The sequence below is a fragment of the Bacillus sp. NPDC094077 genome (assembly GCF_050279465.1).
Taxonomy (GTDB): Bacteria; Bacillota; Bacilli; order Bacillales; family Bacillaceae_G; genus Bacillus_A.
Genome location: NZ_JBNNUF010000023.1, coordinates 1 through 21050, shown reverse-complemented (window position 1 = coordinate 21050; position 21050 = coordinate 1). Strand labels below are relative to the sequence as shown.

The window sequence follows — 21050 nt, the reverse complement described above, 5'->3', positions numbered from 1 at the left end:
GCAGAAAATCATATATTGGCATTGTATAATGTTAACATAGCCAAAAATAACCGTCAACGTTTTTTTGATTTTATGATATAATATCCTTTTTTCTTTTCTACAACTTCAACTTCAGAAAATACTTCTTCTAGTTTTTTCAGCGCAGATGGTGCACCTTGCTTCTTTTGAATAACAATCCACAGTTCTCCACCTGGAACTAAATACTCCACAGCCTTTTCTAAAATCTCATGCACGATATCTTTACCCGCACGAATTGGAGGATTAGATAGAATAGCAGCATACTTGCCATCTACATTTTCATAGACGCTACTTTGAAAAATACGTATATTCTCGATTTTGTTATTAGCGGCGTTTTCTTTCGCAAGCCCAAGCGCCCTTTCGTTCACATCCACCATGTGAACTTCACGACCTTGAAACTCTTTCGCTAGCGACAAACCAATAGGGCCGTATCCACAACCTACGTCTAATATATCACCTTTAATATCCGGCATTTGAAACGCTTCAATTAAAAGACGGGAACCAAAGTCCACTTCGTTTTTCGAGAACACCCCATGGTCAGATAAGAAAGTGAATCGAGATCCACGAAGCGTAAATTCCCATCGCTTACGATCACTTTTACTAGAAGGGTCGTTAGAAAAATAATGGTCTGCCATATGGCCACCTCTTTTCTTTACAGTTAAAAAAAAAGCTCGCATGAGAGCGAGCTTTTTTTAAAGCATCAAAAGTTAATTACTTAACTTCTACAGCAGCGCCAACTTCTTCAAGTTTAGCTTTGATTTCTTCAGCTTCTTCTTTAGCAGCAGCTTCTTTGATTACTTTTGGAGTGTTGTCAACTAATTCTTTAGCTTCTTTTAAGCCAAGACCAGTGATTTCACGAACAACTTTGATAACTTTGATTTTTTGTGCACCAGCGCTAGTTAGTTCCACATCAAATTCAGTTTTCTCAGCAGCAGCTTCTCCAGCGCCACCAGCGACAGCTACAGGAGCAGCAGCAGTTACGCCGAATTCTTCCTCGATAGCTTTTACTAAGTCGTTAAGTTCTAATACAGTCATAGATTTAACTGCTTCAATGATTTGTTCTTTAGTCATTGTAAATATCCTCCCTTAAATAGGTTTGTATTGTTTTATCGATAATACGTAATTATCTTTTAAAAAATTAAGCGCCTTGCTCTTCCTTTTGGTCTGCAACTGCTTTAGTAGCAAGTGCAAGGTTACGGATTGGAGCTTGAAGAACGCTAAGAAGCATAGAAAGTAAGCCTTCACGTGATGGAAGAGTAGCGATTGCTTTAACCTCATCAAGTGTTACAAGTTTACCTTCGATTACGCCCGCTTTAATTTCTAAAGCTTCATGATCTTTAGCGAAGTCGTTTAATACTTTCGCAGGAGCAACTACATCCTCGTTACTGAACGCGATTGCGTTTGGTCCTGTTAAGAATTCATTTAACTCAGCCATTTCAGCAGACTCTGCAGCACGACGAGTTAGAGAGTTTTTGTAAACTTTGAACTCAACGCCAGCTTCACGTAAATTTTTACGTAATTCTGTTGCTTCAGAAACTGTTAAACCACGGTAGTCAACAACGATTGTAGATTTACTAGCGCGAAGTTTGTCCGCGATTTCAGTTACAACTTGTTGTTTAGTTTCGATTACTTTGCTCATGTTATTACACCTCCTGTAGATTATATAGAAGATGTACCGAAAGTGCACTAAAAACCTCCATGCCCAACTTGTAGACATGGAGGCATATAGTCACAGAAAAAAATTCCGTTTCGTATATTAACACCTAGGTAGGAAATTAAGTCTATTGACACCTACTGTCTACGGTACACTATTTAAATTCACAACATAAATGATTATATTAAATCTTCTTTATGAAGTCAACTTCCAAATTTTACGCTAATGTAGAAACGTCTACACGTACGCCAGGTCCCATTGTAGAAGCAACTGTTACATTCTTCATGTAAGTACCTTTTGCAGCAGCTGGCTTAACTTTTAATAAAGTGTCAGCAATTGTTTTGAAGTTTTCTACTAATTTAGCATCTTCGAAAGATACTTTACCGATTGGAACGTGGATGTTACCAGCTTTATCAACGCGGTATTCAACTTTACCAGCTTTGATTTCGTTAACAGCTTTAGTTACATCAAAAGTAACTGTTCCAGTTTTAGGGTTTGGCATTAAACCTTTAGGTCCTAATACGCGACCAAGTTTACCAACTTCACCCATCATGTCAGGAGTTGCTACTACTACATCGAAATCGAACCAACCTTGTTGGATTTTACCGATGTAATCAGTATCGCCTACGAAGTCAGCTCCAGCAGCTTCAGCTTCTTTAGCTTTTTCACCTTTAGCGAATACTAATACACGTTGTACTTTACCAGTACCGTGTGGAAGAACAACTGCACCACGGATTTGTTGGTCAGCTTTCTTAGGGTCAACACCTAAACGGAATGCAGCTTCTACAGTTGCATCAAATTTAGCTGTGTTTGTTTTCTTTACTAATTCTACTGCTTCTGTTGCAGAGTAAGCAGCTGCACGGTCAACAAGCTTTGCAGCTTCTACGTACTTTTTACCTCTTTTAGCCATTTTTATTTCCTCCTCGAATGTGGTTTTAGCGGAATAACCTCCCACGTTTACGCTTATTTTCAGGTATAACCTGAGGATGGGCGCCATCCATTTATTTAAAAACGATAATCATTTACGATAATAAAGGTTGCGAATTGGAATTCCAGACCCGCAACCTTTTTTAAAAAACAAATCGAATTAGTCTTCGATAACGATGCCCATACTGCGTGCAGTACCTTCAACCATACGCATTGCAGCTTCTACGCTAGCAGCGTTTAGGTCAGGCATTTTAGTTTCAGCGATTTCGCGTACTTTATCACGCTTAACAGTTGCCACTTTATTACGGTTTGGTTCACCAGAACCAGACTCGATACCAGCTACTTTCTTAAGAAGAACAGCAGCAGGAGGAGTTTTAGTAATGAAAGTGAATGAACGGTCCTCAAATACCGTAATTTCAACAGGGATGATAAGACCAGCTTGATCTGCTGTACGAGCGTTGAACTCTTTACAGAAGCCCATGATGTTAACACCTGCTTGTCCTAATGCTGGACCAACTGGTGGAGCTGGGTTAGCTTTACCTGCAGGAATTTGAAGCTTTACCATTTTAATTACCTTTTTAGCCACGAGACACACCTCCTTAAGTCCGTGATGTGGTCAATTGGACAGTGATTTGCCCTCCCACGTCATATTTTATCTGTAAGGATAAAATCTTTCAAAAAACGTCTCCGATAACGAAGACGTACTGACTTAAAAGATATTATCACTTTTTACAATTCATTTCAAGTTTCATTTTATAATTTTTCAATTTGATGGAAGTCAAGTTCAACTGGAGTCTCGCGACCAAACATGTCCACAAGCACGCTAACCTTTTTCTTCTCCACATCAATTTCTTCAATAGCACCTGTATAATCTGCGAATGGCCCCTCATTTACACGTACTGTCTCATGAAGTTCAAAGTCGAAATCAACCACTTCGTTGTCCATTCCCATATGTTTCATAATGGTAACAACTTCCTCTTCTAATAGAGGTGATGGTTTAGATCCAGAACCAGAAGAACCAACGAACCCAGTTACACCCGGTGTGTTACGTACAACATACCAAGAGTCATCAGTCATGATTAGTTCTACTAATACATAACCTGGGAACACTTTTCTTTTCATTAATTTTTCTTTTCCGTTTTTCATTTCTACTTCTACTTCTTCCGGGACAACAACACGGAAAATTTTATCTTGCATCCCCATTGATTCTACACGTTTCTCTAGGTTTGCTTTTACTTTATTTTCATATCCAGAATAAGTATGGACAACATACCAACTTTTTTCCATTCATTTAGGACGAGCGTCCTTCCCTCCCTGACGTACATTTTTTTGTGCAAATGAAAAAACCCGTTCATCGGGCTTTTACACAGTTCTTATAAATAACATTATATCATGGATAAGTGCTTCTTATTCAAGAATTAACCAAGAATTAACCGAATTAAAGAAGAAATGCCCATATCAACTACCGCGAAGAAAATCGCAAAGAACACAACTGTAGCAATAACAGTCGCTGTTGAGCGGAGTAATTCATCTTTTTTAGGCCAACTTACTTTTTTCATTTCGCGACCTACATCGCCGAAAAAGTTCGTTAAACGCATCTGCGGGACCTCCAGTGTATTATTTCAATTATTTATTTTGTTTCCTTGTGAACTGTATGCTGATTGCATGTTTTACAAAACTTTTTTATTTCAAGTCGCTCTATTGAGCTCGTATCTTTCATAGTAGAGTAGTTTCGATTTTTACACTCTTCACATGAGAGTACAACTTTTTTCCTCATTAGTTACACCAACCTTGTAACATTATGTCCCTAAAAATGTATCATACAATAAAAGACAATGTCAATGACATGCCTTTCGTACTCTCTACAAAAAGAAAACAGGTGATTTATTTCACACCTGCAGCACTTGTTATGAATTCAAAGTTGTACTTTCTCTCATTTCCATATATCGTTCTAATTTCCTCTTTACCCGTTGTAAAGCGTTATCAATAGATTTCACATGTCTGTTTAACTGTTCCGAAATCTCTTGATAAGAACGACCATCTAAGTATAAAGAAAGCACTTTCCTTTCTAAATCGCTTAATAATTCAGATATTTTAGATTCTATGTCTGTATATTCTTCTTGGCTAATGATCATCTCTTCAGGATCAGTTACCTTCGCTTCGGAAATAACATCCAATAATGTTCGATCAGATTCCTCATCGTAAATGGGCTTATCTAAAGACACATACGAATTCAAAGGAATATGTTTTTGCCTTGTTGCTGTTTTAATAGCGGTAATAATTTGTCGGGTGATACACAGTTCAGCAAATGCTTTGAATGAAGACAGCTTGTCCTCTTTATAATCACGAATCGCTTTAAACAATCCGATCATACCCTCTTGAACAATATCTTCCCGATCGGCACCCACTAAAAAATAAGATCTTGATTTCGCGCGAACAAAGTTTTTATATTTGTGAATTAAATATTCCAGAGCGTCAATATTACCTTTTCGAACTAACTCAACGATTGCCTCATCCTCTAAATCCCGAAATGTAACGTCGCCTACACTTACGAAGCCTGCTTCCACCTTGATCCCTCCGACCGCTATTTATTTAGAAATATTATACAGTAAAAAGACAAAGAGCGTCAATGCTTCAACGCTCTCCTCGTCTTAATTTTTCTAATTTTTCTGTAATATCTTCACTAAATATCTTTCGCATAGCTGGTTGCTTTTCTTTCGTATCTATTGTACGCCTTCTTACTTGTTGCACCATCGCTTGTACTTCTAACTCTAATTCACGCGCAGATTTTCGCAGCGCACCTTGCGCAAATATAACCCATTGTTCCGTATAATCCGAAGTCGCAACGTATATTTGCGTATTGATATTTCTAAGCTCAATCGCAAGTTGCTCTATCTTTTCATCTGCCGTTTGATTCTTTCTTGTGAATATTACTTCCACACGCGATTGTTTCATCTTTTTTTCAATACCATGAACTGTATAGGCATCAAAAACAATCATTACTCTTATTCCTGTATACCCTTGATAATCTGCCATCTTATCAATAAGTGCATCCCTTGATGATTGCAAATCTACATCCCGCAGTTTTTTCAAGTCTCCCCAAGCTCCAATAATGTTATAACCGTCAACGATTAAAATATCGTTCATTTTTTATTTACCAATTTCGTGACGTTTACGATATACCTCATACATTAACAAACTTGCGGCTACTGAAGCATTTAAGGATGTAACTTTACCAATCATCGGTAAAGTAATTAAGAAATCACACTTTTCACCAATAATTCGACTCATACCTTTCCCTTCACTACCAATTACTAGTCCAATTGGCATATTACCATCTAGGTTGCGATAATCCGTTTTTCCTTTTGCATCTGTACCAGCAATCCATAGTCCACGTTCTTTTAACTCATCAATTGTACGAGATAAATTTGTTACACGCGCAACAGGGATGTATTCAATTGCTCCTGTTGACGCTTTTGCAACTGATGCTGTAAGTCCTACAGCTCTTCTTTTCGGAATAATAATTCCATGAGCTCCTGTTGCATCAGCAGTACGCATAATAGAACCTAGGTTATGCGGATCTTCAATCTCATCTAAAATTAAGAAGAACGGATCTTCATTACGCTTTTCTGCTACCTTAAATAGATCTTCTAGCTCCGCATATTGATACGCGGCCACTTGAGCAATTACACCTTGGTGATTCCCTTCAACTAATTGATCTAGTTTCTTCTTTGGTGCATGTTGCAAAATAATCTTATTTTCTTTTGCTAATGCTAGTACAATTTGCACTTGTCCTTTGGCAGCACCTTCTGCGATCCAAATTTTATTAATATCTCTCCCTGATCGTAACGCTTCAATTACAGGGTTACGTCCGATAATATATTCACTACTCATGATGATGTGCCCCCTTCCTTTTCTTCTAAAACTGCAATTGCTTTATATACAATTTCGTCTAATCTTTCACGATTATTTAATAAGTGATGATAACCGATTAGCGCTTCAAAGGCTGTACTATGTCGATATGTTTGTACATCCGTATTTTTCGGAACAGTACCTGAATTTGCATTACGTCCTCTTCTAAGTACTGCCTCTTCTTCCTCTGTTAAAAATGCCGTCTCTAATAAATGATAAACAACTTTCGCTTGTGCCTTTGCCGAAACAAAGCTTGTCCCTAATCGGTGTAATTGATTCGGACGAACTTTCCCTTTTTGAAGGAGGTGATAGCGGATATATTGTTCATATACCGCATCACCCATATATGCTAACGCTAAGCTGTTTAATTGCTTTGCATCAATCATTCTTATCCTCTTTTCCATCTTGTACCTTGAGCGGTATCTTCTAAAATAATGTTACGGTCTCTTAAATCATCGCGGATTTGATCGGATAATGCGAAATCACGATTTTTACGAGCTTCAATACGTTTTTGGATAAGTGCTTCAATTTCTTCATCAAGCAATTCTTCTTGTGCTAATTCTAGTCCTAAAATATCAAATAATGTTTCCAGTTGTTTTACGTATGCTTCAATTATAACTTTAGACGTATGTTCTTCCAGTAAATATTGATTTGCATGGTTTGCTACATTGTATAATTCGGTAATTGCATTCGCAGTGTTGAAATCATCATTCATTGCCTCTTCGAACGCAATCTGGAATTTCTCTATTTCAGCTAACCATTTCTCATTATGGTCCGTTAAATCCGTACTGCTTTCCATACGATGTTTTAAATTCCCATAAGCTGTTTTAATTCTTTCCAATCCATTATTCGTACTTTGTAATAACTCTTCACTAAAGTTAATTGGATGACGATAGTGTACAGATAACATAAAGAATCTAATTAACTGCGGATCATATTGCTTAATGATATCGTGAACTAAAATAAAGTTCCCAAGTGATTTAGACATCTTCTCATTGTTAATGTTAATATACCCATTATGCATCCAGTAACGTGCAAATGCTTTTCCTGTCAGTGCCTCTGACTGCGCAATTTCATTTTCGTGATGCGGGAACGCCAAGTCTTGACCACCGGCATGAATATCAATTGTATCCCCTAAGTACTTACGCGCCATCGCAGAGCATTCAATATGCCACCCTGGACGTCCTTTTCCCCAAGGGCTTTCCCAGAAGATTTCTCCTTCTTTCGCAGCTTTCCATAAAGCGAAATCAAGAGGGTCTTGTTTCTTTTCTCCTACTTCAATACGTGCACCGTGACGTAGGTCCGCGATTGGTTGATGTGATAATTTACCGTAGCCTTCAAATTCCTTCGTTTTAAAGTACACATCGCCCTCTGATTCATATGCATATCCTTTATTCACAAGTTCTTGAATGAATTCAATAATGATATCCATATTTTCTGTTACACGCGGATGAACTGTTGCGTGTTTGCAACCTAGCGCTGTTACATCTTCAAAGTACGCTTCAACGAAACGGTCCGCAATTGTCGGTACATCTTCACCTAATTCATTTGCTGCTTTAATTAATTTATCATCTACGTCAGTAAAGTTAGATACATACTGCACGTCGTATCCTTTGTATTCTAAATAACGACGTACTGTATCGAATACCATAGGTGGTCTCGCGTTCCCAATATGAATGTAGTTATAAACTGTAGGTCCGCACACATACATCTTTACCTTATTTTCTTCTAATGGAATAAACTCTTCCTTTTGACGTGTTAACGTATTATAAATGTGAATAGTCATTTTTATCCTTCCTTTCTACCTTTACTTCCAGCTGTTTCTTCAATCTATCAAGCTCCACTTCCATAACCTTTAATTTATCAAAAATCGGATCCGGAAGATCAGAATGATTTAATTCCTGACCAATCTTTACTCCATTTTGAATAACGACTCGGCCTGGTATACCTACAACTGTAGAATGTGCAGGAACTTCTTTTAATACGACAGACCCTGCACCGATTTTAGAATTCTCCCCCACAGTAATAGAACCAAGGACTTTAGCACCTGTTGCAATTAATACATTATCCTGAATTGTAGGATGCCTCTTTCCTTTTTCTTTTCCTGTACCACCTAATGTAACCCCTTGATAAATTGTTACATTATCACCAATTTCACACGTTTCTCCAATTACAACTCCCATTCCATGATCGATGAAGAAGCGCCGACCAATAGTTGCTCCCGGATGAATTTCAATGCCCGTAAAAAAGCGACTCACTTGTGAAACAAAGCGTGCAATAAAGAAAAAATTCTTTTTGTAAAAAGCATGTGCAATTCGATGGGCCCAAACTGCATGTAATCCAGAGTAAGTTAAAATGACTTCGAAATAACTTCGTGCCGCTGGATCCTGTTCAAAAACGACTTCAATATCTTCCCGAAGCCTCTTAAACATCGATGTCCCCTCCCCTTTATGGGCTGCTTTTTTTCGAGCGAACTAACTCCCCTAACTCACCACTTACCTCCTAATTCTTTATACAAGGAGATAAAATTTATATTCATACCTATTTACAAGGTATAAAAAAAGACGCCTCTGTCATATTGACAGAGACGCCTTATAAGCGCGGTTCCACTCTGTTTAGGCTTAAAAACACCTCAAACTCATCCATGATAACGGTGTACACCGCTTCTGCTTACTTTGCGCCCTAAGACGTCTCGCGAAACATTTCGCTGTTCAGCAGAAGACTCGAAGGGGCATTTCAAAAATCCACTTATAAACCACTTCCAGCCTACAGGTGGTTCTCTCTGTAAAAAGCCTGATTTTCTACTTCTCCTTCTCGTCGCTTTTCCTTATTAGGTTTTAGGTATACCTATTATATTTCTAAACCTAGAAAATGTTAACCAATTACTTTTTGAAGACGATTTAAAACTTTTTCTTTTCCAAGAAGTGCAATAGCATTCGGAAGCTCTGGACCATGTGTTTGTCCAGTAGTTGCAACACGGATTGGCATAAATAAGTTTTTACCTTTATGTCCTGTTTCCTTTTGAACCGCTTTAATAGCTGCCTTAACAGCTGCTGGATCCATCGCTTCTAGAGCTTCTACTTGACCAGCAAATGCACGAAGTACTTCAGGTACTTGTTCACCTTTTAATACTTCTTGTCCTTCTTCTTCATAATCAACATGGTCTTTAAAGAACATTTCAGAAAGCTCTACAATTTCAGCTCCAAAACTCATTTGTTCATGATATAAAGCAATTACATCACGAATCCAAGCTTGTTCTTGTTCATTTAAAGTTTCGCCCACACGTTTAGCTTTCACTAGATGCGGTAAACTTAGCTCTACAACCGTATCTAAATCTTGCTTTTTCATATACTGGTTGTTCATCCATTTTAGTTTTTGAGAATCAAATAATGCAGGTGATTTTGATAAACGAGCTGCATCGAACATTTTGATAAACTCATCTTGAGAGAAGATTTCTTCTTCTCCTACCGGTGACCAACCTAGTAGCGCAATAAAGTTAAAGATTGCTTCTGGAAGATATCCAAGCTCTTTATATTGCTCAATAAATTGAATAATAGATTCATCACGTTTACTTAACTTTTTACGACTTTCGTTAACAATTAGGGTCATATGACCGAATTGCGGGATATCCCAACCGAAAGCTTCATAGATCATCATTTGTTTTGGCGTGTTTGAAATATGATCATCACCACGAAGTACGTGTGTAATTTCCATTAAGTGATCATCCACAGCTACCGCAAAGTTATAAGTTGGAATTCCATCTTTTTTCACGATAACGAAATCACCGAAATCATTTGAATGGAATGCAACTTCGTCTTTTACGATGTCTTTAAATGTGTAATCTCGATCAGCCGGTACACGGAAGCGAATACTTGGGATACGTCCCTCAGCTTCAAATTCTTTCATTTGCTCTTCAGTTAAATTACGGTGATTACCTGCGTAACGAGGTGTTTCACCACGAGCGATTTGACCTTCACGCTCTGCTTCTAGCTCTTCTTCTGTCATATAACATTTGTAAGCTAAACCACGCTCTAGTAAATCTACATATAATTTTTTATAAATATCTAAACGTTCTGTTTGACGATATGGTCCAAATTCACCACCAACATCAACACCTTCATCCCAGTCCATACCGAGCCATTTCAAGTATTTTAATTGGCTTTCTTCTCCACCAGCAACATTACGTTTTACATCAGTATCTTCAATACGAATAATAAACTTGCCATCTTGATGACGAGCAAATAAATAATTAAATAATGCCGTACGCGCATTTCCGATATGTAAGTGTCCTGTTGGACTTGGCGCATAGCGCACTCTCACTTGCTTTTCCATAATTGGTACACCTTCCATTCTTAATGTCAACACATTCTATAATTGTACACCAAAAAAATGTGATTATCCATCTTACGAATTAAAAACCACTATTTTTTCTGTAATAAAACAACCGCCTGAGAAGCAATTCCTTCTTCTCTACCTGTAAATCCTAATTTTTCTGTCGTTGTTGCCTTTACATTAATGTTATCGATAGACGTTTCTAACAGTTCACTAATGCGTTTACGCATACTTTCAATATGTGGTGCCATTTTTGGCTTTTGAGCAATAATTGTACAATCTAGGTTGCCTAGCTCGTAACCTCGTTCACTCACAAATTCCCAAACCTTTTGTAATAACACCGCTGAATCCGCATCTTTAAAGGCTGGATCTGTATCAGGAAAATGCTTTCCAATATCTCCTGCTCCAATTGCCCCTAAACATGCATCAGCAATTGTATGTAGCAATACATCCGCATCCGAGTGACCAATCAATCCTTTCTCATGAGGAATTGTAATTCCGCCGATAATTAACGGTCTACCTTCCGCAAATTCATGTACATCAAAACCTTGTCCAATTCGAAACATTTTTACTTCCTCCTTGAGCTAAACTACTGAGCTTTATGACTCTATATTATATCGCTATCCTTATAAAGAAAAGCCCGGCCGTTGCCGAGCTTTTCTTTGTTATATACCATTACGGCTATTGCTCCTGAACATGAAGGAAACTTTCAGCAATTAATAAATCCTCTGGAGTTGTCACTTTAATATTATAGTAACTCCCCTCTACTACACCTACTTGCTTCCCAATGCGTTCTACGAGACTTGCATCATCTGTACCAAGAAAACAGCCCTGTTTTGCACTTCTATGAGCTTCTAACAAAAGGGAAACAGAGAATCCTTGCGGTGTTTGTACAGCCTTAAGCTGAGATCGTTCTACCGTTTCGACAACAACACCCTGCTCTACTTTCTTAACGGTATCCTTCACTGGCACTGCACAAATAGAAGCACCATATTTTTCTGCCACAGTTAATACATCTTGAATCACTTTATTCGTTACGAACGGGCGCGCACCGTCATGTACAAGAACATATTCAACATCACTCGCATGCTGAAGTGCGTTATATACGCTATCTTGCCTTTCAGCTCCACCCTGAATAAATTGCACTTTCTTTTCAATCGGATACTTTTGCATTAACTCCTCAAAATACGGGCGTTCTTCTTCATTAATTGCCATAATAATACTTTTGCACGCTTTATCTTTTTCAAAAGCACGTAATGTATGCACAATAATCGGTACTTCATTTATAAGTAAGAACAACTTATTTTTGCCAGCACCCATTCGCTTTCCTTGACCCGCTGCCGGAATAATTAATGTATACATATTAATAATCCTCTACTTATAATGCTTTTTCTAATAGTTTACGTTTTGCGAAAATCATTCGACCAGCCGATGTTTGTAGTACACTAGTAACAAGCACATCGAGTTGTGAACCTACATACTCTCTACCATCTTCTACGACAATCATCGTACCATCATCTAAGTATGCAACACCTTGATTTTGCTCTTTACCATCTTTCACAACATAAACACTTAATTCTTCACCAGGGAGTACAACTGGTTTAATTGCATTCGCTAAATCATTAATATTTAGCACCGTAACCCCTTGTAATTCAGAAACTTTATTTAAGTTGAAATCGTTCGTTACTACAGTTCCACCTGTGATTTTTGCTAACTTTACAAGTTTGCTGTCCACTTCTTGGATATCGTCGAAGTCGCCTTCATAAATTTCTACCGGAATCGGCATTTCCTTTTGAATACGATTTAAAATATCTAATCCTCTGCGGCCACGATTACGCTTTAAAGCATCAGAAGAATCGGCAATGTGCTGAAGTTCTTCTAATACGAATTGTGGGATCACAATTGTTCCTTCTAAAAACTTTGTTTGGCAAATATCCGCAATACGTCCATCGATAATTACACTCGTATCGAGAATTTTCCAATGTGCTAAAGATTCTTCTGCCTCTGTTTCTGCCTCTTCGTTCTCACTAGTATTATTTTTCTTCTTATTCCCACGTTGTGGTAATGTAAATAATCCTAGCAATTCATTCCTCTTCTTAAATCCTACTTGGAATCCTAAATATCCAAGTAAAAGAGTAAAGAACACTTGCAACACTGTACTAATAACTGGAATTGTAAATTCACGAATTGGTATTAAAATTAAATATGCAACAATAAGACCAGAGATCAATCCTAATGTACCGAATAAAACATCTGCCACAGGCGCTTTTACAAGTGCCTCTTCGATATGCTTAATAAGCTGAACAATATAATCTACAAGCCAAAATGTTGTTAAAAATAAAATAATTGCACCAATAATCGCACGAACATAAGATCCTTCCAACCAAGGAACGGCACCGATGTTCAATACATTAATAACTTTTGGGATTAAGTAAATCCCCAACGCTCCCCCGATCACTAAAAAGAAGAGCTGTACGATCCGTTTTAACATCCAACCACCTCCTACTCATTATTAACCATTGTTTCGCTAATCAAAACGCCGAATGCAAAAGCGGACGTGTTTTTTTGTAAATAGTTTTATTTACCAATATATCATATCATATACCAAAAGTGTTCTAGTGTCGTTATATTATGGAATCAATGTAATATTCTTAATTGTGTCTACTCATATAAAGATGCTCTTGAATTCTTTTTAAACCTTCTCGTATTTTCTTCGCCCTGACTTCTCCAATTCCTTCCACATCGTCCAATTCATTAATAGTTGCGCGACAAACACCTTGCAACGTTTTAAATCGATTGATTAAATTTTCAATGATAAGTGGCGGAACACGAGAAATTTTGCTTGTGATTCGATATCCTCTAGGTGTCACACTTTCTTCTAAACTCGTTTGTCCTGGATAGCCAAGTAATTTAACTAAATCGCTATCCTCTAAAAGTTGTGTATTTGCAAGATCTTGCAACTTTTTCAAGATTTGATGATGGTCTTGTGTTTTCTCTTGGTGATAATCTTTAATTAATAACGCTGCCTCTGCCTCTAAATCAGCTAGTAGTTCTGTAAGTTGTAAACGGATTAACCTACCTTCTGTTCCTAACTCATGAATATAGCTCAATATTTCATTTTTAATACGCAGCACCATTTCAACACTATGTAATACGTGAACTACCTCGGACATTGTAACGACCTCTTCAAATTCTAGAATGCCCAAATTCGTAATGCCATCATTCCATACAGCCTTATACTTTTCTAACGTTTGAATCGCTTGGTTTGCCTTTGTTAAAATGACACCTATATCCTTTAGTGTATAACGTAAGTTCCCTTGATATAGCGTAATTACGTTACGTCTTTGTGAAATGGCCACAACAAGGCTGCCCGTCTGCTTTGCTACACGCTCTGCTGTTCGGTGACGCATACCTGTTTCAATAGAATCAATAGATGCCTCTGGAACTAACTGTGCGTTCGCAATTAAAATTTTACTTCCAGTCTCATTTAAAATAAGTGCCCCATCCATTTTTGCTAATTCATATAAACTGGCAGGAGAGAATGCACAGTTAATGTGAAAACCACCATCAACAATACTTTTAATCTGCTCATTATACCCAAGAACAATTAGTCCCCCTGTTTGTGCGCGAAGTACATTATCTATCCCGTCGCGCAGTGGTGTTCCTGGGGCCACGAGCTGTAAAATATTAATCATACTTTTGACACGTTGCTTATTTTCTTCCATAGCCTAGCCTCCTAATGTCAAACGAAGCGCTTCTCCTAAATTAGAAACACCTACAACCTCAATCCCATCTGGAATTGTCCATCCTCCTAAATTTTTTCTAGGAATAATAGCACGTTGAAATCCTAATTTAGCCGCTTCTTGTACACGTTGTTCAATTCTTGATACTCTTCTTATTTCTCCGGTTAATCCTACTTCTCCTATTACTGCATCAGTTGGTGCCGTAGATTTATCTCTAAAGCTTGAAGCTATACTTAAGGCAACAGCTAAATCAATTGCCGGTTCGTCTAATTTCAAACCACCAGCTACTTTTAAATATGCGTCTTGATTTTGCAATAGTAAACCCGTTCTTTTTTCTAATACTGCCATAATAAGCGAAACACGGTTATGGTCAATTCCCGTCGCCATTCTTCGAGGATTTCCAAAACTAGTAGGGGAGATTAATGCTTGTATTTCTACTAAAACTGGTCTTGTTCCTTCCATTGAAGCAACTACTGTTGAGCCTGCGACTCCAACTGGTCTTTCCTCAAGAAAAATTTCAGAAGGATTTAATACTTCCGCGAGACCGAGCTCTTTCATTTCAAAGATACCCATTTCATTCGTGGAACCAAAACGATTCTTAACAGCTCGCAAAATACGATATGTATGGTGTCGATCTCCTTCAAAGTAGAGAACTGCATCGACCATATGTTCTAACATACGAGGTCCTGCAATTGCTCCCTCTTTTGTCACGTGTCCGACGATAAAAATAGGGATTCCTTTTGTTTTTGCAAGTTTCATTAATTCTGCTGTACATTCACGTACTTGCGCCACACTTCCAGGTGCTGACGTCACCTCAGGTAAATGTATCGTTTGAATAGAGTCAATAACAACAAAAGCTGGATTCATCTCTTCAATATGCGTTGCAATACGCTGTAAATCTGTCTCTGATACAACAAATAGATTACTACCATTTACATGTAAACGATCTGCACGAAGTTTAATCTGCTTCGCTGACTCCTCACCTGATATATACAGGACATCATATGAAGCATCTGCTAATTGCGATGAAATCTGTAATAATAAAGTTGATTTTCCAATCCCAGGGTCCCCGCCAATAAGTACTAAAGATCCATCTACAATCCCACCACCAAGGACACGGTTAAACTCCTGAAATTTTGTTTCAATACGCGCCTCAGACTTTGTTTCTACTTCTGTAAGACGTCTTGGTTTTGTTACTTCTGTTTGAATTGCATTTGCATAATTAAGGCGTCTTGATGATACAACTGGCTCCATCTCTTCAACAAGCGTATTCCATTGACCACACCCTGGACATTTCCCCATATATTTTGGTGACTGATAACCACATTCTTGACATGTGAATTTTGTTTTCTTTTTAGCCATATCTTTTTATATTTCACTTCACTTTCATCTATAAACATTTATCCTTCTCGTACAAGAAAGAGGGCTATCTCATAGCCCTCTTAGTTTGTCTATACTTATTTTACCTTTTCAGCACTATGAATGACAAATGATTCTCCTTCTACATCAAAGATAACTTTTTGTCCTTTCTCAATAGCACCTTTTAAAAGTTCTTCCGATAGTCTATCTTCTACATGCTTTTGAATTGCTCTACGAAGTGGACGAGCGCCATATTCACGATCAAATCCTTTATCAGCAATAGCTGCAATTGCTCCTTCTGTTAATTGCAATTCAATTTCTTGTTCCTTTAAGCGATTCACTAACTGATTCACCATAAGAGTTACAATTTCTTGAATATGTTTTTTCTCAAGCATATGGAATACGATAATTTCATCAATACGGTTTAAGAATTCCGGACGAAATGCTTTTTTCAGTTCATCCATTACCTTGCCTTTCATATCCGAATAATCACGGCTTTCATCTTGTACGTTAAATCCAAGATGTTTATTACGTTTCAATGCCTCTGCACCAACATTAGATGTCATAATAACAATTGTATTACGGAAATCAACTGTACGTCCCTTAGAATCTGTTAAACGCCCATCTTCTAATACTTGTAGTAAAATATTAAACACATCAGGATGAGCCTTCTCTACTTCATCTAATAGGACAACTGAATAAGGCTTACGACGAACCTTCTCTGTTAATTGTCCGCCTTCTTCATATCCAACATATCCAGGAGGAGAACCAACTAAACGAGAAGTTGAGTGCTTCTCCATATACTCAGACATATCAATGCGAATCATTGCATCCTCATCACCGAACATAGATTCCGCTAAAGCTCTTGCTAATTCTGTTTTACCTACACCTGTTGGTCCTAAGAAAATAAATGAACCAATTGGGCGTTTCGGATCTTTCAATCCAGCTCTTGCACGACGAACAGCTTTCGCTACAGCTACTACCGCCTCATCTTGACCAATGACACGATCATGAAGAATGGACTCTAAGTTTAATAATTTATCAGTCTCTGTTTGTGCAAGTTTAGAAACTGGGATACGTGTCCATGTAGAAACGACATTTGCAATATCTTCTACTGTAACTTCTGAGTTTTCTTTTCCTTGTTGCTCTTTCCATTGACGTTTTGTATCTTCTAATTTCTCACGTAAGCGTTGTTCCATATCACGTAAGGACGCAGCCTTTTCAAATTCTTGACTTTGTACAGCCGCATCTTTTTCTTTTCGAATCTCCTCAAGCTTTACTTCAAGTTCTTTTAAGTTTGGTGGTGTTGTATAAGAACGTAAGCGAACTTTTGAAGCAGCTTCATCAATTAAATCAATTGCTTTATCTGGTAAGAAACGATCGGTAATATAACGATCTGAAAGTTTTACAGCCGCATCAATTGCATCATCTGTGATAGATACACGGTGATGCGCCTCATAACGATCACGTAAACCTTTCAAAATTTGAGTTGATTCTTCTAAACTTGGCTCATCAACATGAATTGGTTGGAAACGTCTCTCTAAAGCTGCGTCTTTTTCAATATATTTACGATACTCATCTAAAGTTGTCGCCCCAATACATTGTAGCTCTCCGCGTGCTAAAGATGGTTTTAAAATATTCGACGCATCGATTGCACCTTCTGCTCCACCTGCACCAATTAATGTATGAAGTTCATCAATAAATAAAATAATGTTTCCAGCTTGACGGATTTCATCCATCACTTTCTTTAAACGATCTTCAAATTCACCACGATATTTCGTTCCAGCTACCACTGTACCCATATCTAGTGTCATAACACGCTTATCTCTTAAAGTTTCAGGAACTTCATTATTTACGATTTGCTGTGCTAATCCTTCTGCAATTGCCGTTTTACCTACACCAGGCTCTCCAATTAATACCGGATTATTTTTTGTTCTACGGCTTAACACTTCAATTACACGTTGGATTTCTTTGCTACGTCCAATAACAGGATCTAAACGATTTTCACGTGCAACAACTGTTAAGTCGCGTGCTAAACTGTCAAGTGTCGGTGTATTTGCGTTTGTTGACGAACCGCCTTGGTGACCTGAACTAGCTTCATTACTTCCAAGAAGTTGTAACACTTGTTGTCTTGCTTTATTTAGACTCACACCTAAATTATTTAAAACACGTGCCGCTACACCTTCGCCTTCACGGATTAAGCCAAGTAAAATGTGTTCTGTTCCAACGTAAGAATGGCCTAGCTTACGCGCTTCATCCATAGATAATTCAATAACCTTTTTAGCACGAGGTGTATAATGTACAGTTTGAGAAGCCTCTGTTCCACGTCCAATTAACGCTTCTACTTCTTTTTGCACTTTCTCTGGACTTAATCCAAGAGCAATTAACGCTTTTGCTGCAATTCCTTCACCTTCGCGTACAAGCCCAAGTAAAATGTGTTCTGTTCCAATATTATTATGCCCAATACGAATTGCTTCCTCTTGAGATAAAGCTAATACTTTCTGTGCTCTTTCTGTAAATCTTCCAAACATCATAGAAATCGCCTCCTACTTGCGCTTAGTTTTTTTCAATACGTAATCGCTCACGGATTAAGGTTGCTCTTCGATAATCTCTTTCTTCTGGTCCTAAAGGTCCTCCTGCATATTGTTGTAAAATACCTGGTTGCGTAAGGACCATTAGCTCAGTCAAAATATTTCTCGATATACCTTTTATATATCCTAGATCAATACCAAGTCGTATATCTGATAAGCAAGTTGCCGCTTCCGCAGATTGAATTAAACGACTGTTTGCTAGTATGCCGTAAGAACGATAAACTTTATCTTCAAGCACAATACTTGAATTTTGTACAATTAATTCTCTAGCCATTTTTTCTTGCTGTATGATTTGTTGAATGACACTCTTTAAATCTGAAATAATATCTTCTTCAGATTTCCCTAGCGTCATTTGATTTGACACTTGAAATATATTACCTAACGCTTCGCTACCTTCACCGTATATTCCTCTTACTACTAACCCTAATTTTTGAATTACTTGTATAATACGGTTAATTCTTTTCGTTAAAACCAGCCCCGGTAAATGAATCATTACTGAAGCCCTTAATCCTGTGCCAACGTTAGTAGGACAACTCGTAATATATCCAAGTGATTCATCAAAAGCATATTCAACCTCTTCTTCAATCCAATTATCTATTTGATTGGCACTTTGAAGCGCCTCCGATAACTGCAATCCTGAAAATAGGCACTGAATCCTAATATGATCCTCTTCATTAAGCATAACACTAATATGTTCACTTTCCGAAAGTAGACATGCTCCATTTTCTGTTCCTGCTAGATTTGGACTAATTAAATGCTTTTCAACTAAAACTCTTCTTTGAAGGGGAGTTAGTTCATTCATTTTTAATAGTTCAAACTTCCCAAAAGGATCTACCGCTTTATTTATAAATTTCTTTTTAAATAATTCATGAATCTGTTTGGCTTCTTCTTCATTTTGCATAGTAGAAAATTGATATTGTTTAAGATTACGCGCCAAACGAATTCGACTGCTTAAAACAATATCAGAATCAGGGCCATCCCCCTTCATCCATGGACTAATCGCTTCATTCATAATTTTGTCCAGTGACATAGAACTATTCCCCCTCTCTATGCTCACTAAGCTGATTTTCAAGACCTCGAATCTTATCTCTTACTTTGGCAGCTTTCTCAAATTCCTCTTTCTGTACATATTGTTTCAGAATGAGTTTTAGTTCATCTAATTCTTTCTTTAAGTGAATATTTCCTTCTATGCGTTCCGGAATTTTTCCACAATGACCTGTATGCCCTCCATGAAGACGTTTTAATAATGGCTTTAAATGTTCCTTAAATGTATCATAACAAGAAGTACACCCAAAGCGCCCCACTTTTGTAAATTGCTCGTATGTCATCTTACAATCTGGACACCTTAATATATTTGTATTCGAAATTTCATTTTTTCCTTCTTCAAACATTGTTGATTCACCGTGTAATAAACCAGCAAATAAATCATGGAATGAAAAGTTAGACTGCGATGATTGAAAGAAAGACGTATAGCCACTTTGTTCTGCACATTGCTCACAAAGATGAACTTCCGCCTTCTTTTCGTTGATTACTTTTGTATAATGTAAAGTTGCTGGTCTTATATTACAGTTTTGACAAGTCATCACTATCCCCACCTTTACAACAGGAACGATCTATCTCATGATACTTTTCATACATTACTAGATTGTTCACTTTCCTTAATCAGTTTAGATAAAAGTACATGTTTTTTCAAAACTTCTACAATATTTAACTGCATTATCTTAGTTATCATTCTTTTACAAAAGCTGTATTTATTTATATTTCAGTGTTCTTAACATTGCGCATAATATTCGAGCCCTAAGTTCATCTCGGGAAGGAACATCCATTGATAATACAGACCGATCTAGTACGCTTAACATTAGTTTCGCTTCACGGTTTGTTATGATTCCCTCTTCTAATAAACGTATAATCATACTTTCCGCATTCCCTTGCGCAACGCTATGATCAATCATATGAAGCATTTGATCAATAATGTCTATATCGTCATGCAGTTTGACTTTTATAATGCGAATGTAACCTCCTCCACCACGTTTACTTTCTACTACAAATCCTCTTTCTAACGTAAAACGGGTATTGATTACATAATTGATTTGAGATGGTACGCACTCGAACCGATCCGCAATCTCATTTCTCTTGATTTCAATCACATTATTATTACTTAAGTCAATAACTTGCTTTAGATATTGCTCAATGATATCAGATATATTTCTCATTTATCCGCCACCTTTATTGACTTTGACTATCTTTGACTTTAATTATATACGTATTAATAAAATTTGCAACTCTTTTGCTTATTCACTATCCTAGCCACATTTCCCTGTATTTAATCAAAATAATAATTCTTTAAACACATTTTTTTAATTACTATGGATTATAAAAGAAAACACGAAAAAACACGAGTCATTCGACTCGTGTTTTAGTTGCTTGGCGACGTCCTACTCTCACAGGGACAAGGTCCCAACTACCATCGGCGCTAGAGAGCTTAACTTCCGTGTTCGGTATGGGAACGGGTGT

General features: G+C 37.5%; 24 protein-coding genes, 1 rRNA gene and 2 other annotated features. All 25 genes read right to left on the bottom strand.

Annotation, left to right across the window (positions count from 1 at the left end):
- Positions 1–53: 53 nt before the first annotated feature.
- Entirely contained in the window at positions 54–653 is a 600-nt protein-coding gene (locus ACQKNR_RS27150; RefSeq protein WP_113608439.1) for a class I SAM-dependent methyltransferase, read from the bottom strand.
- A 76-nt stretch (positions 654–729) separates the two neighbouring features.
- Positions 730–1089 (bottom strand): 50S ribosomal protein L7/L12, encoded by a 360-nt coding sequence (rplL, locus tag ACQKNR_RS27145; protein WP_000159736.1) that lies wholly within the window; start codon positions 1087–1089, stop codon positions 730–732.
- Between the two features lie 67 nt (positions 1090–1156).
- Entirely contained in the window at positions 1157–1657 is a 501-nt protein-coding gene (rplJ, locus tag ACQKNR_RS27140; RefSeq protein ID WP_029439120.1) for a 50S ribosomal protein L10, read from the bottom strand.
- Positions 1658–1696: 39 nt separating this feature from the next.
- Positions 1697–1840, bottom strand: a sequence feature (ribosomal protein L10 leader region).
- A 49-nt stretch (positions 1841–1889) separates the two neighbouring features.
- Positions 1890–2582 carry a 50S ribosomal protein L1 gene (gene rplA / locus ACQKNR_RS27135; protein WP_193414580.1) on the bottom strand — a complete coding sequence of 231 codons (693 nt, stop codon included), beginning with the start codon at positions 2580–2582 and terminating at the stop codon, positions 1890–1892.
- Positions 2583–2759: 177 nt separating this feature from the next.
- A complete protein-coding gene (gene rplK, locus ACQKNR_RS27130; RefSeq protein ID WP_001085872.1) occupies positions 2760–3185 on the bottom strand; it encodes a 50S ribosomal protein L11 in 426 nt (141 codons plus the stop codon).
- Positions 3186–3352: 167 nt separating this feature from the next.
- Complete coding sequence (gene nusG / locus ACQKNR_RS27125; RefSeq protein ID WP_000415794.1) at positions 3353–3886, bottom strand: transcription termination/antitermination protein NusG; 534 nt, start codon at positions 3884–3886, stop codon at positions 3353–3355.
- Between the two features lie 131 nt (positions 3887–4017).
- Entirely contained in the window at positions 4018–4197 is a 180-nt protein-coding gene (gene secE, locus ACQKNR_RS27120) for a preprotein translocase subunit SecE (RefSeq protein WP_001241321.1), read from the bottom strand.
- Between the two features lie 32 nt (positions 4198–4229).
- Positions 4230–4376 (bottom strand): 50S ribosomal protein L33, encoded by a 147-nt coding sequence (gene rpmG, locus ACQKNR_RS27115; protein ID WP_014481927.1) that lies wholly within the window; start codon positions 4374–4376, stop codon positions 4230–4232.
- Between the two features lie 130 nt (positions 4377–4506).
- Positions 4507–5166, bottom strand: coding sequence for an RNA polymerase factor sigma-70 (locus ACQKNR_RS27110; protein WP_427322229.1), 660 nt, complete (start codon positions 5164–5166; stop codon positions 4507–4509).
- A 67-nt stretch (positions 5167–5233) separates the two neighbouring features.
- A complete protein-coding gene (locus ACQKNR_RS27105) occupies positions 5234–5746 on the bottom strand; it encodes an NYN domain-containing protein (RefSeq protein WP_427322227.1) in 513 nt (170 codons plus the stop codon).
- A gap of 3 nt (positions 5747–5749) precedes the next feature.
- Positions 5750–6493, bottom strand: coding sequence for a 23S rRNA (guanosine(2251)-2'-O)-methyltransferase RlmB (rlmB, locus tag ACQKNR_RS27100; RefSeq protein ID WP_098545529.1), 744 nt, complete (start codon positions 6491–6493; stop codon positions 5750–5752).
- Positions 6490–6897 (bottom strand): Mini-ribonuclease 3, encoded by a 408-nt coding sequence (locus ACQKNR_RS27095; protein ID WP_000564261.1) that lies wholly within the window; start codon positions 6895–6897, stop codon positions 6490–6492. The genes rlmB and ACQKNR_RS27095 overlap by 4 nt, the downstream gene beginning before the upstream one ends.
- 2 nt (positions 6898–6899) lie before the next feature.
- Entirely contained in the window at positions 6900–8297 is a 1398-nt protein-coding gene (cysS, locus tag ACQKNR_RS27090; protein ID WP_427322224.1) for a cysteine--tRNA ligase, read from the bottom strand.
- Positions 8278–8943 carry a serine O-acetyltransferase gene (cysE, locus tag ACQKNR_RS27085; protein ID WP_427322222.1) on the bottom strand — a complete coding sequence of 222 codons (666 nt, stop codon included), beginning with the start codon at positions 8941–8943 and terminating at the stop codon, positions 8278–8280. The genes cysS and cysE overlap by 20 nt, the downstream gene beginning before the upstream one ends.
- Before the next feature lie 148 nt (positions 8944–9091).
- Positions 9092–9338 (bottom strand) — a binding site (T-box leader).
- Positions 9339–9385: 47 nt separating this feature from the next.
- Positions 9386–10843: a glutamate--tRNA ligase gene (gene gltX, locus ACQKNR_RS27080; RefSeq protein ID WP_427322220.1), complete on the bottom strand. Its 1458-nt coding sequence runs from the start codon at positions 10841–10843 to the stop codon at positions 9386–9388.
- An 89-nt stretch (positions 10844–10932) separates the two neighbouring features.
- A complete protein-coding gene (ispF, locus tag ACQKNR_RS27075) occupies positions 10933–11409 on the bottom strand; it encodes a 2-C-methyl-D-erythritol 2,4-cyclodiphosphate synthase (protein WP_427322218.1) in 477 nt (158 codons plus the stop codon).
- Positions 11410–11524: 115 nt separating this feature from the next.
- Positions 11525–12205: a 2-C-methyl-D-erythritol 4-phosphate cytidylyltransferase gene (gene ispD, locus ACQKNR_RS27070; protein ID WP_427322216.1), complete on the bottom strand. Its 681-nt coding sequence runs from the start codon at positions 12203–12205 to the stop codon at positions 11525–11527.
- Between the two features lie 16 nt (positions 12206–12221).
- Entirely contained in the window at positions 12222–13334 is a 1113-nt protein-coding gene (locus ACQKNR_RS27065) for a PIN/TRAM domain-containing protein (RefSeq protein WP_427322215.1), read from the bottom strand.
- 160 nt (positions 13335–13494) lie between these two features.
- Entirely contained in the window at positions 13495–14568 is a 1074-nt protein-coding gene (disA, locus tag ACQKNR_RS27060) for a DNA integrity scanning diadenylate cyclase DisA (protein WP_427322213.1), read from the bottom strand.
- A 3-nt stretch (positions 14569–14571) separates the two neighbouring features.
- Entirely contained in the window at positions 14572–15948 is a 1377-nt protein-coding gene (gene radA, locus ACQKNR_RS27055; RefSeq protein WP_193414572.1) for a DNA repair protein RadA, read from the bottom strand.
- 95 nt (positions 15949–16043) lie between these two features.
- On the bottom strand, positions 16044–18479 hold the full coding sequence (clpC, locus tag ACQKNR_RS27050; RefSeq protein WP_427322210.1) for an ATP-dependent protease ATP-binding subunit ClpC: 2436 nt from the start codon (positions 18477–18479) through the stop codon (positions 16044–16046).
- A 22-nt stretch (positions 18480–18501) separates the two neighbouring features.
- A complete protein-coding gene (locus ACQKNR_RS27045) occupies positions 18502–19566 on the bottom strand; it encodes a protein arginine kinase (RefSeq protein WP_427322208.1) in 1065 nt (354 codons plus the stop codon).
- A gap of 4 nt (positions 19567–19570) precedes the next feature.
- The gene (locus ACQKNR_RS27040; RefSeq protein ID WP_427322206.1) at positions 19571–20119 is read right to left on the bottom strand and encodes a UvrB/UvrC motif-containing protein; all 549 of its coding nucleotides are present in this window, start codon (positions 20117–20119) and stop codon (positions 19571–19573) included.
- 168 nt (positions 20120–20287) lie between these two features.
- Complete coding sequence (gene ctsR, locus ACQKNR_RS27035) at positions 20288–20749, bottom strand: transcriptional regulator CtsR (RefSeq protein ID WP_001244566.1); 462 nt, start codon at positions 20747–20749, stop codon at positions 20288–20290.
- Between the two features lie 209 nt (positions 20750–20958).
- Positions 20959–21050, bottom strand: a 5S ribosomal RNA gene (gene rrf, locus ACQKNR_RS27030); the annotation flags it as partial.

What these genes read in the sequence shown, in the direction of transcription:
- rplA (WP_193414580.1), bottom strand. Translation starts at nt 2,582, where the DNA reads ATGGCTAAAAGAGGTAAAAAGTACGTAGAAGCTGCAAAGCTTGTTGAC.
- clpC (WP_427322210.1), bottom strand. Translation starts at nt 18,479, where the DNA reads ATGATGTTTGGAAGATTTACAGAAAGAGCACAGAAAGTATTAGCTTTA.
- ACQKNR_RS27095 (WP_000564261.1), bottom strand. Translation starts at nt 6,897, where the DNA reads ATGATTGATGCAAAGCAATTAAACAGCTTAGCGTTAGCATATATGGGT.
- rlmB (WP_098545529.1), bottom strand. Translation starts at nt 6,493, where the DNA reads ATGAGTAGTGAATATATTATCGGACGTAACCCTGTAATTGAAGCGTTA.
- ACQKNR_RS27040 (WP_427322206.1), bottom strand. Translation starts at nt 20,119, where the DNA reads ATGACTTGTCAAAACTGTAATATAAGACCAGCAACTTTACATTATACA.
- ispF (WP_427322218.1), bottom strand. Translation starts at nt 11,409, where the DNA reads ATGTTTCGAATTGGACAAGGTTTTGATGTACATGAATTTGCGGAAGGT.
- cysE (WP_427322222.1), bottom strand. Translation starts at nt 8,943, where the DNA reads ATGTTTAAGAGGCTTCGGGAAGATATTGAAGTCGTTTTTGAACAGGAT.
- disA (WP_427322213.1), bottom strand. Translation starts at nt 14,568, where the DNA reads ATGGAAGAAAATAAGCAACGTGTCAAAAGTATGATTAATATTTTACAG.
- ACQKNR_RS27065 (WP_427322215.1), bottom strand. Translation starts at nt 13,334, where the DNA reads ATGTTAAAACGGATCGTACAGCTCTTCTTTTTAGTGATCGGGGGAGCG.
- rpmG (WP_014481927.1), bottom strand. Translation starts at nt 4,376, where the DNA reads ATGAGGAAAAAAGTTGTACTCTCATGTGAAGAGTGTAAAAATCGAAAC.
- ispD (WP_427322216.1), bottom strand. Translation starts at nt 12,205, where the DNA reads ATGTATACATTAATTATTCCGGCAGCGGGTCAAGGAAAGCGAATGGGT.
- ACQKNR_RS27150 (WP_113608439.1), bottom strand. Translation starts at nt 653, where the DNA reads ATGGCAGACCATTATTTTTCTAACGACCCTTCTAGTAAAAGTGATCGT.
- cysS (WP_427322224.1), bottom strand. Translation starts at nt 8,297, where the DNA reads ATGACTATTCACATTTATAATACGTTAACACGTCAAAAGGAAGAGTTT.
- ctsR (WP_001244566.1), bottom strand. Translation starts at nt 20,749, where the DNA reads ATGAGAAATATATCTGATATCATTGAGCAATATCTAAAGCAAGTTATT.
- radA (WP_193414572.1), bottom strand. Translation starts at nt 15,948, where the DNA reads ATGGCTAAAAAGAAAACAAAATTCACATGTCAAGAATGTGGTTATCAG.
- ACQKNR_RS27045 (WP_427322208.1), bottom strand. Translation starts at nt 19,566, where the DNA reads ATGTCACTGGACAAAATTATGAATGAAGCGATTAGTCCATGGATGAAG.
- gltX (WP_427322220.1), bottom strand. Translation starts at nt 10,843, where the DNA reads ATGGAAAAGCAAGTGAGAGTGCGCTATGCGCCAAGTCCAACAGGACAC.
- ACQKNR_RS27105 (WP_427322227.1), bottom strand. Translation starts at nt 5,746, where the DNA reads ATGAACGATATTTTAATCGTTGACGGTTATAACATTATTGGAGCTTGG.
- rplL (WP_000159736.1), bottom strand. Translation starts at nt 1,089, where the DNA reads ATGACTAAAGAACAAATCATTGAAGCAGTTAAATCTATGACTGTATTA.
- secE (WP_001241321.1), bottom strand. Translation starts at nt 4,197, where the DNA reads ATGCGTTTAACGAACTTTTTCGGCGATGTAGGTCGCGAAATGAAAAAA.
- rplJ (WP_029439120.1), bottom strand. Translation starts at nt 1,657, where the DNA reads ATGAGCAAAGTAATCGAAACTAAACAACAAGTTGTAACTGAAATCGCG.
- nusG (WP_000415794.1), bottom strand. Translation starts at nt 3,886, where the DNA reads ATGGAAAAAAGTTGGTATGTTGTCCATACTTATTCTGGATATGAAAAT.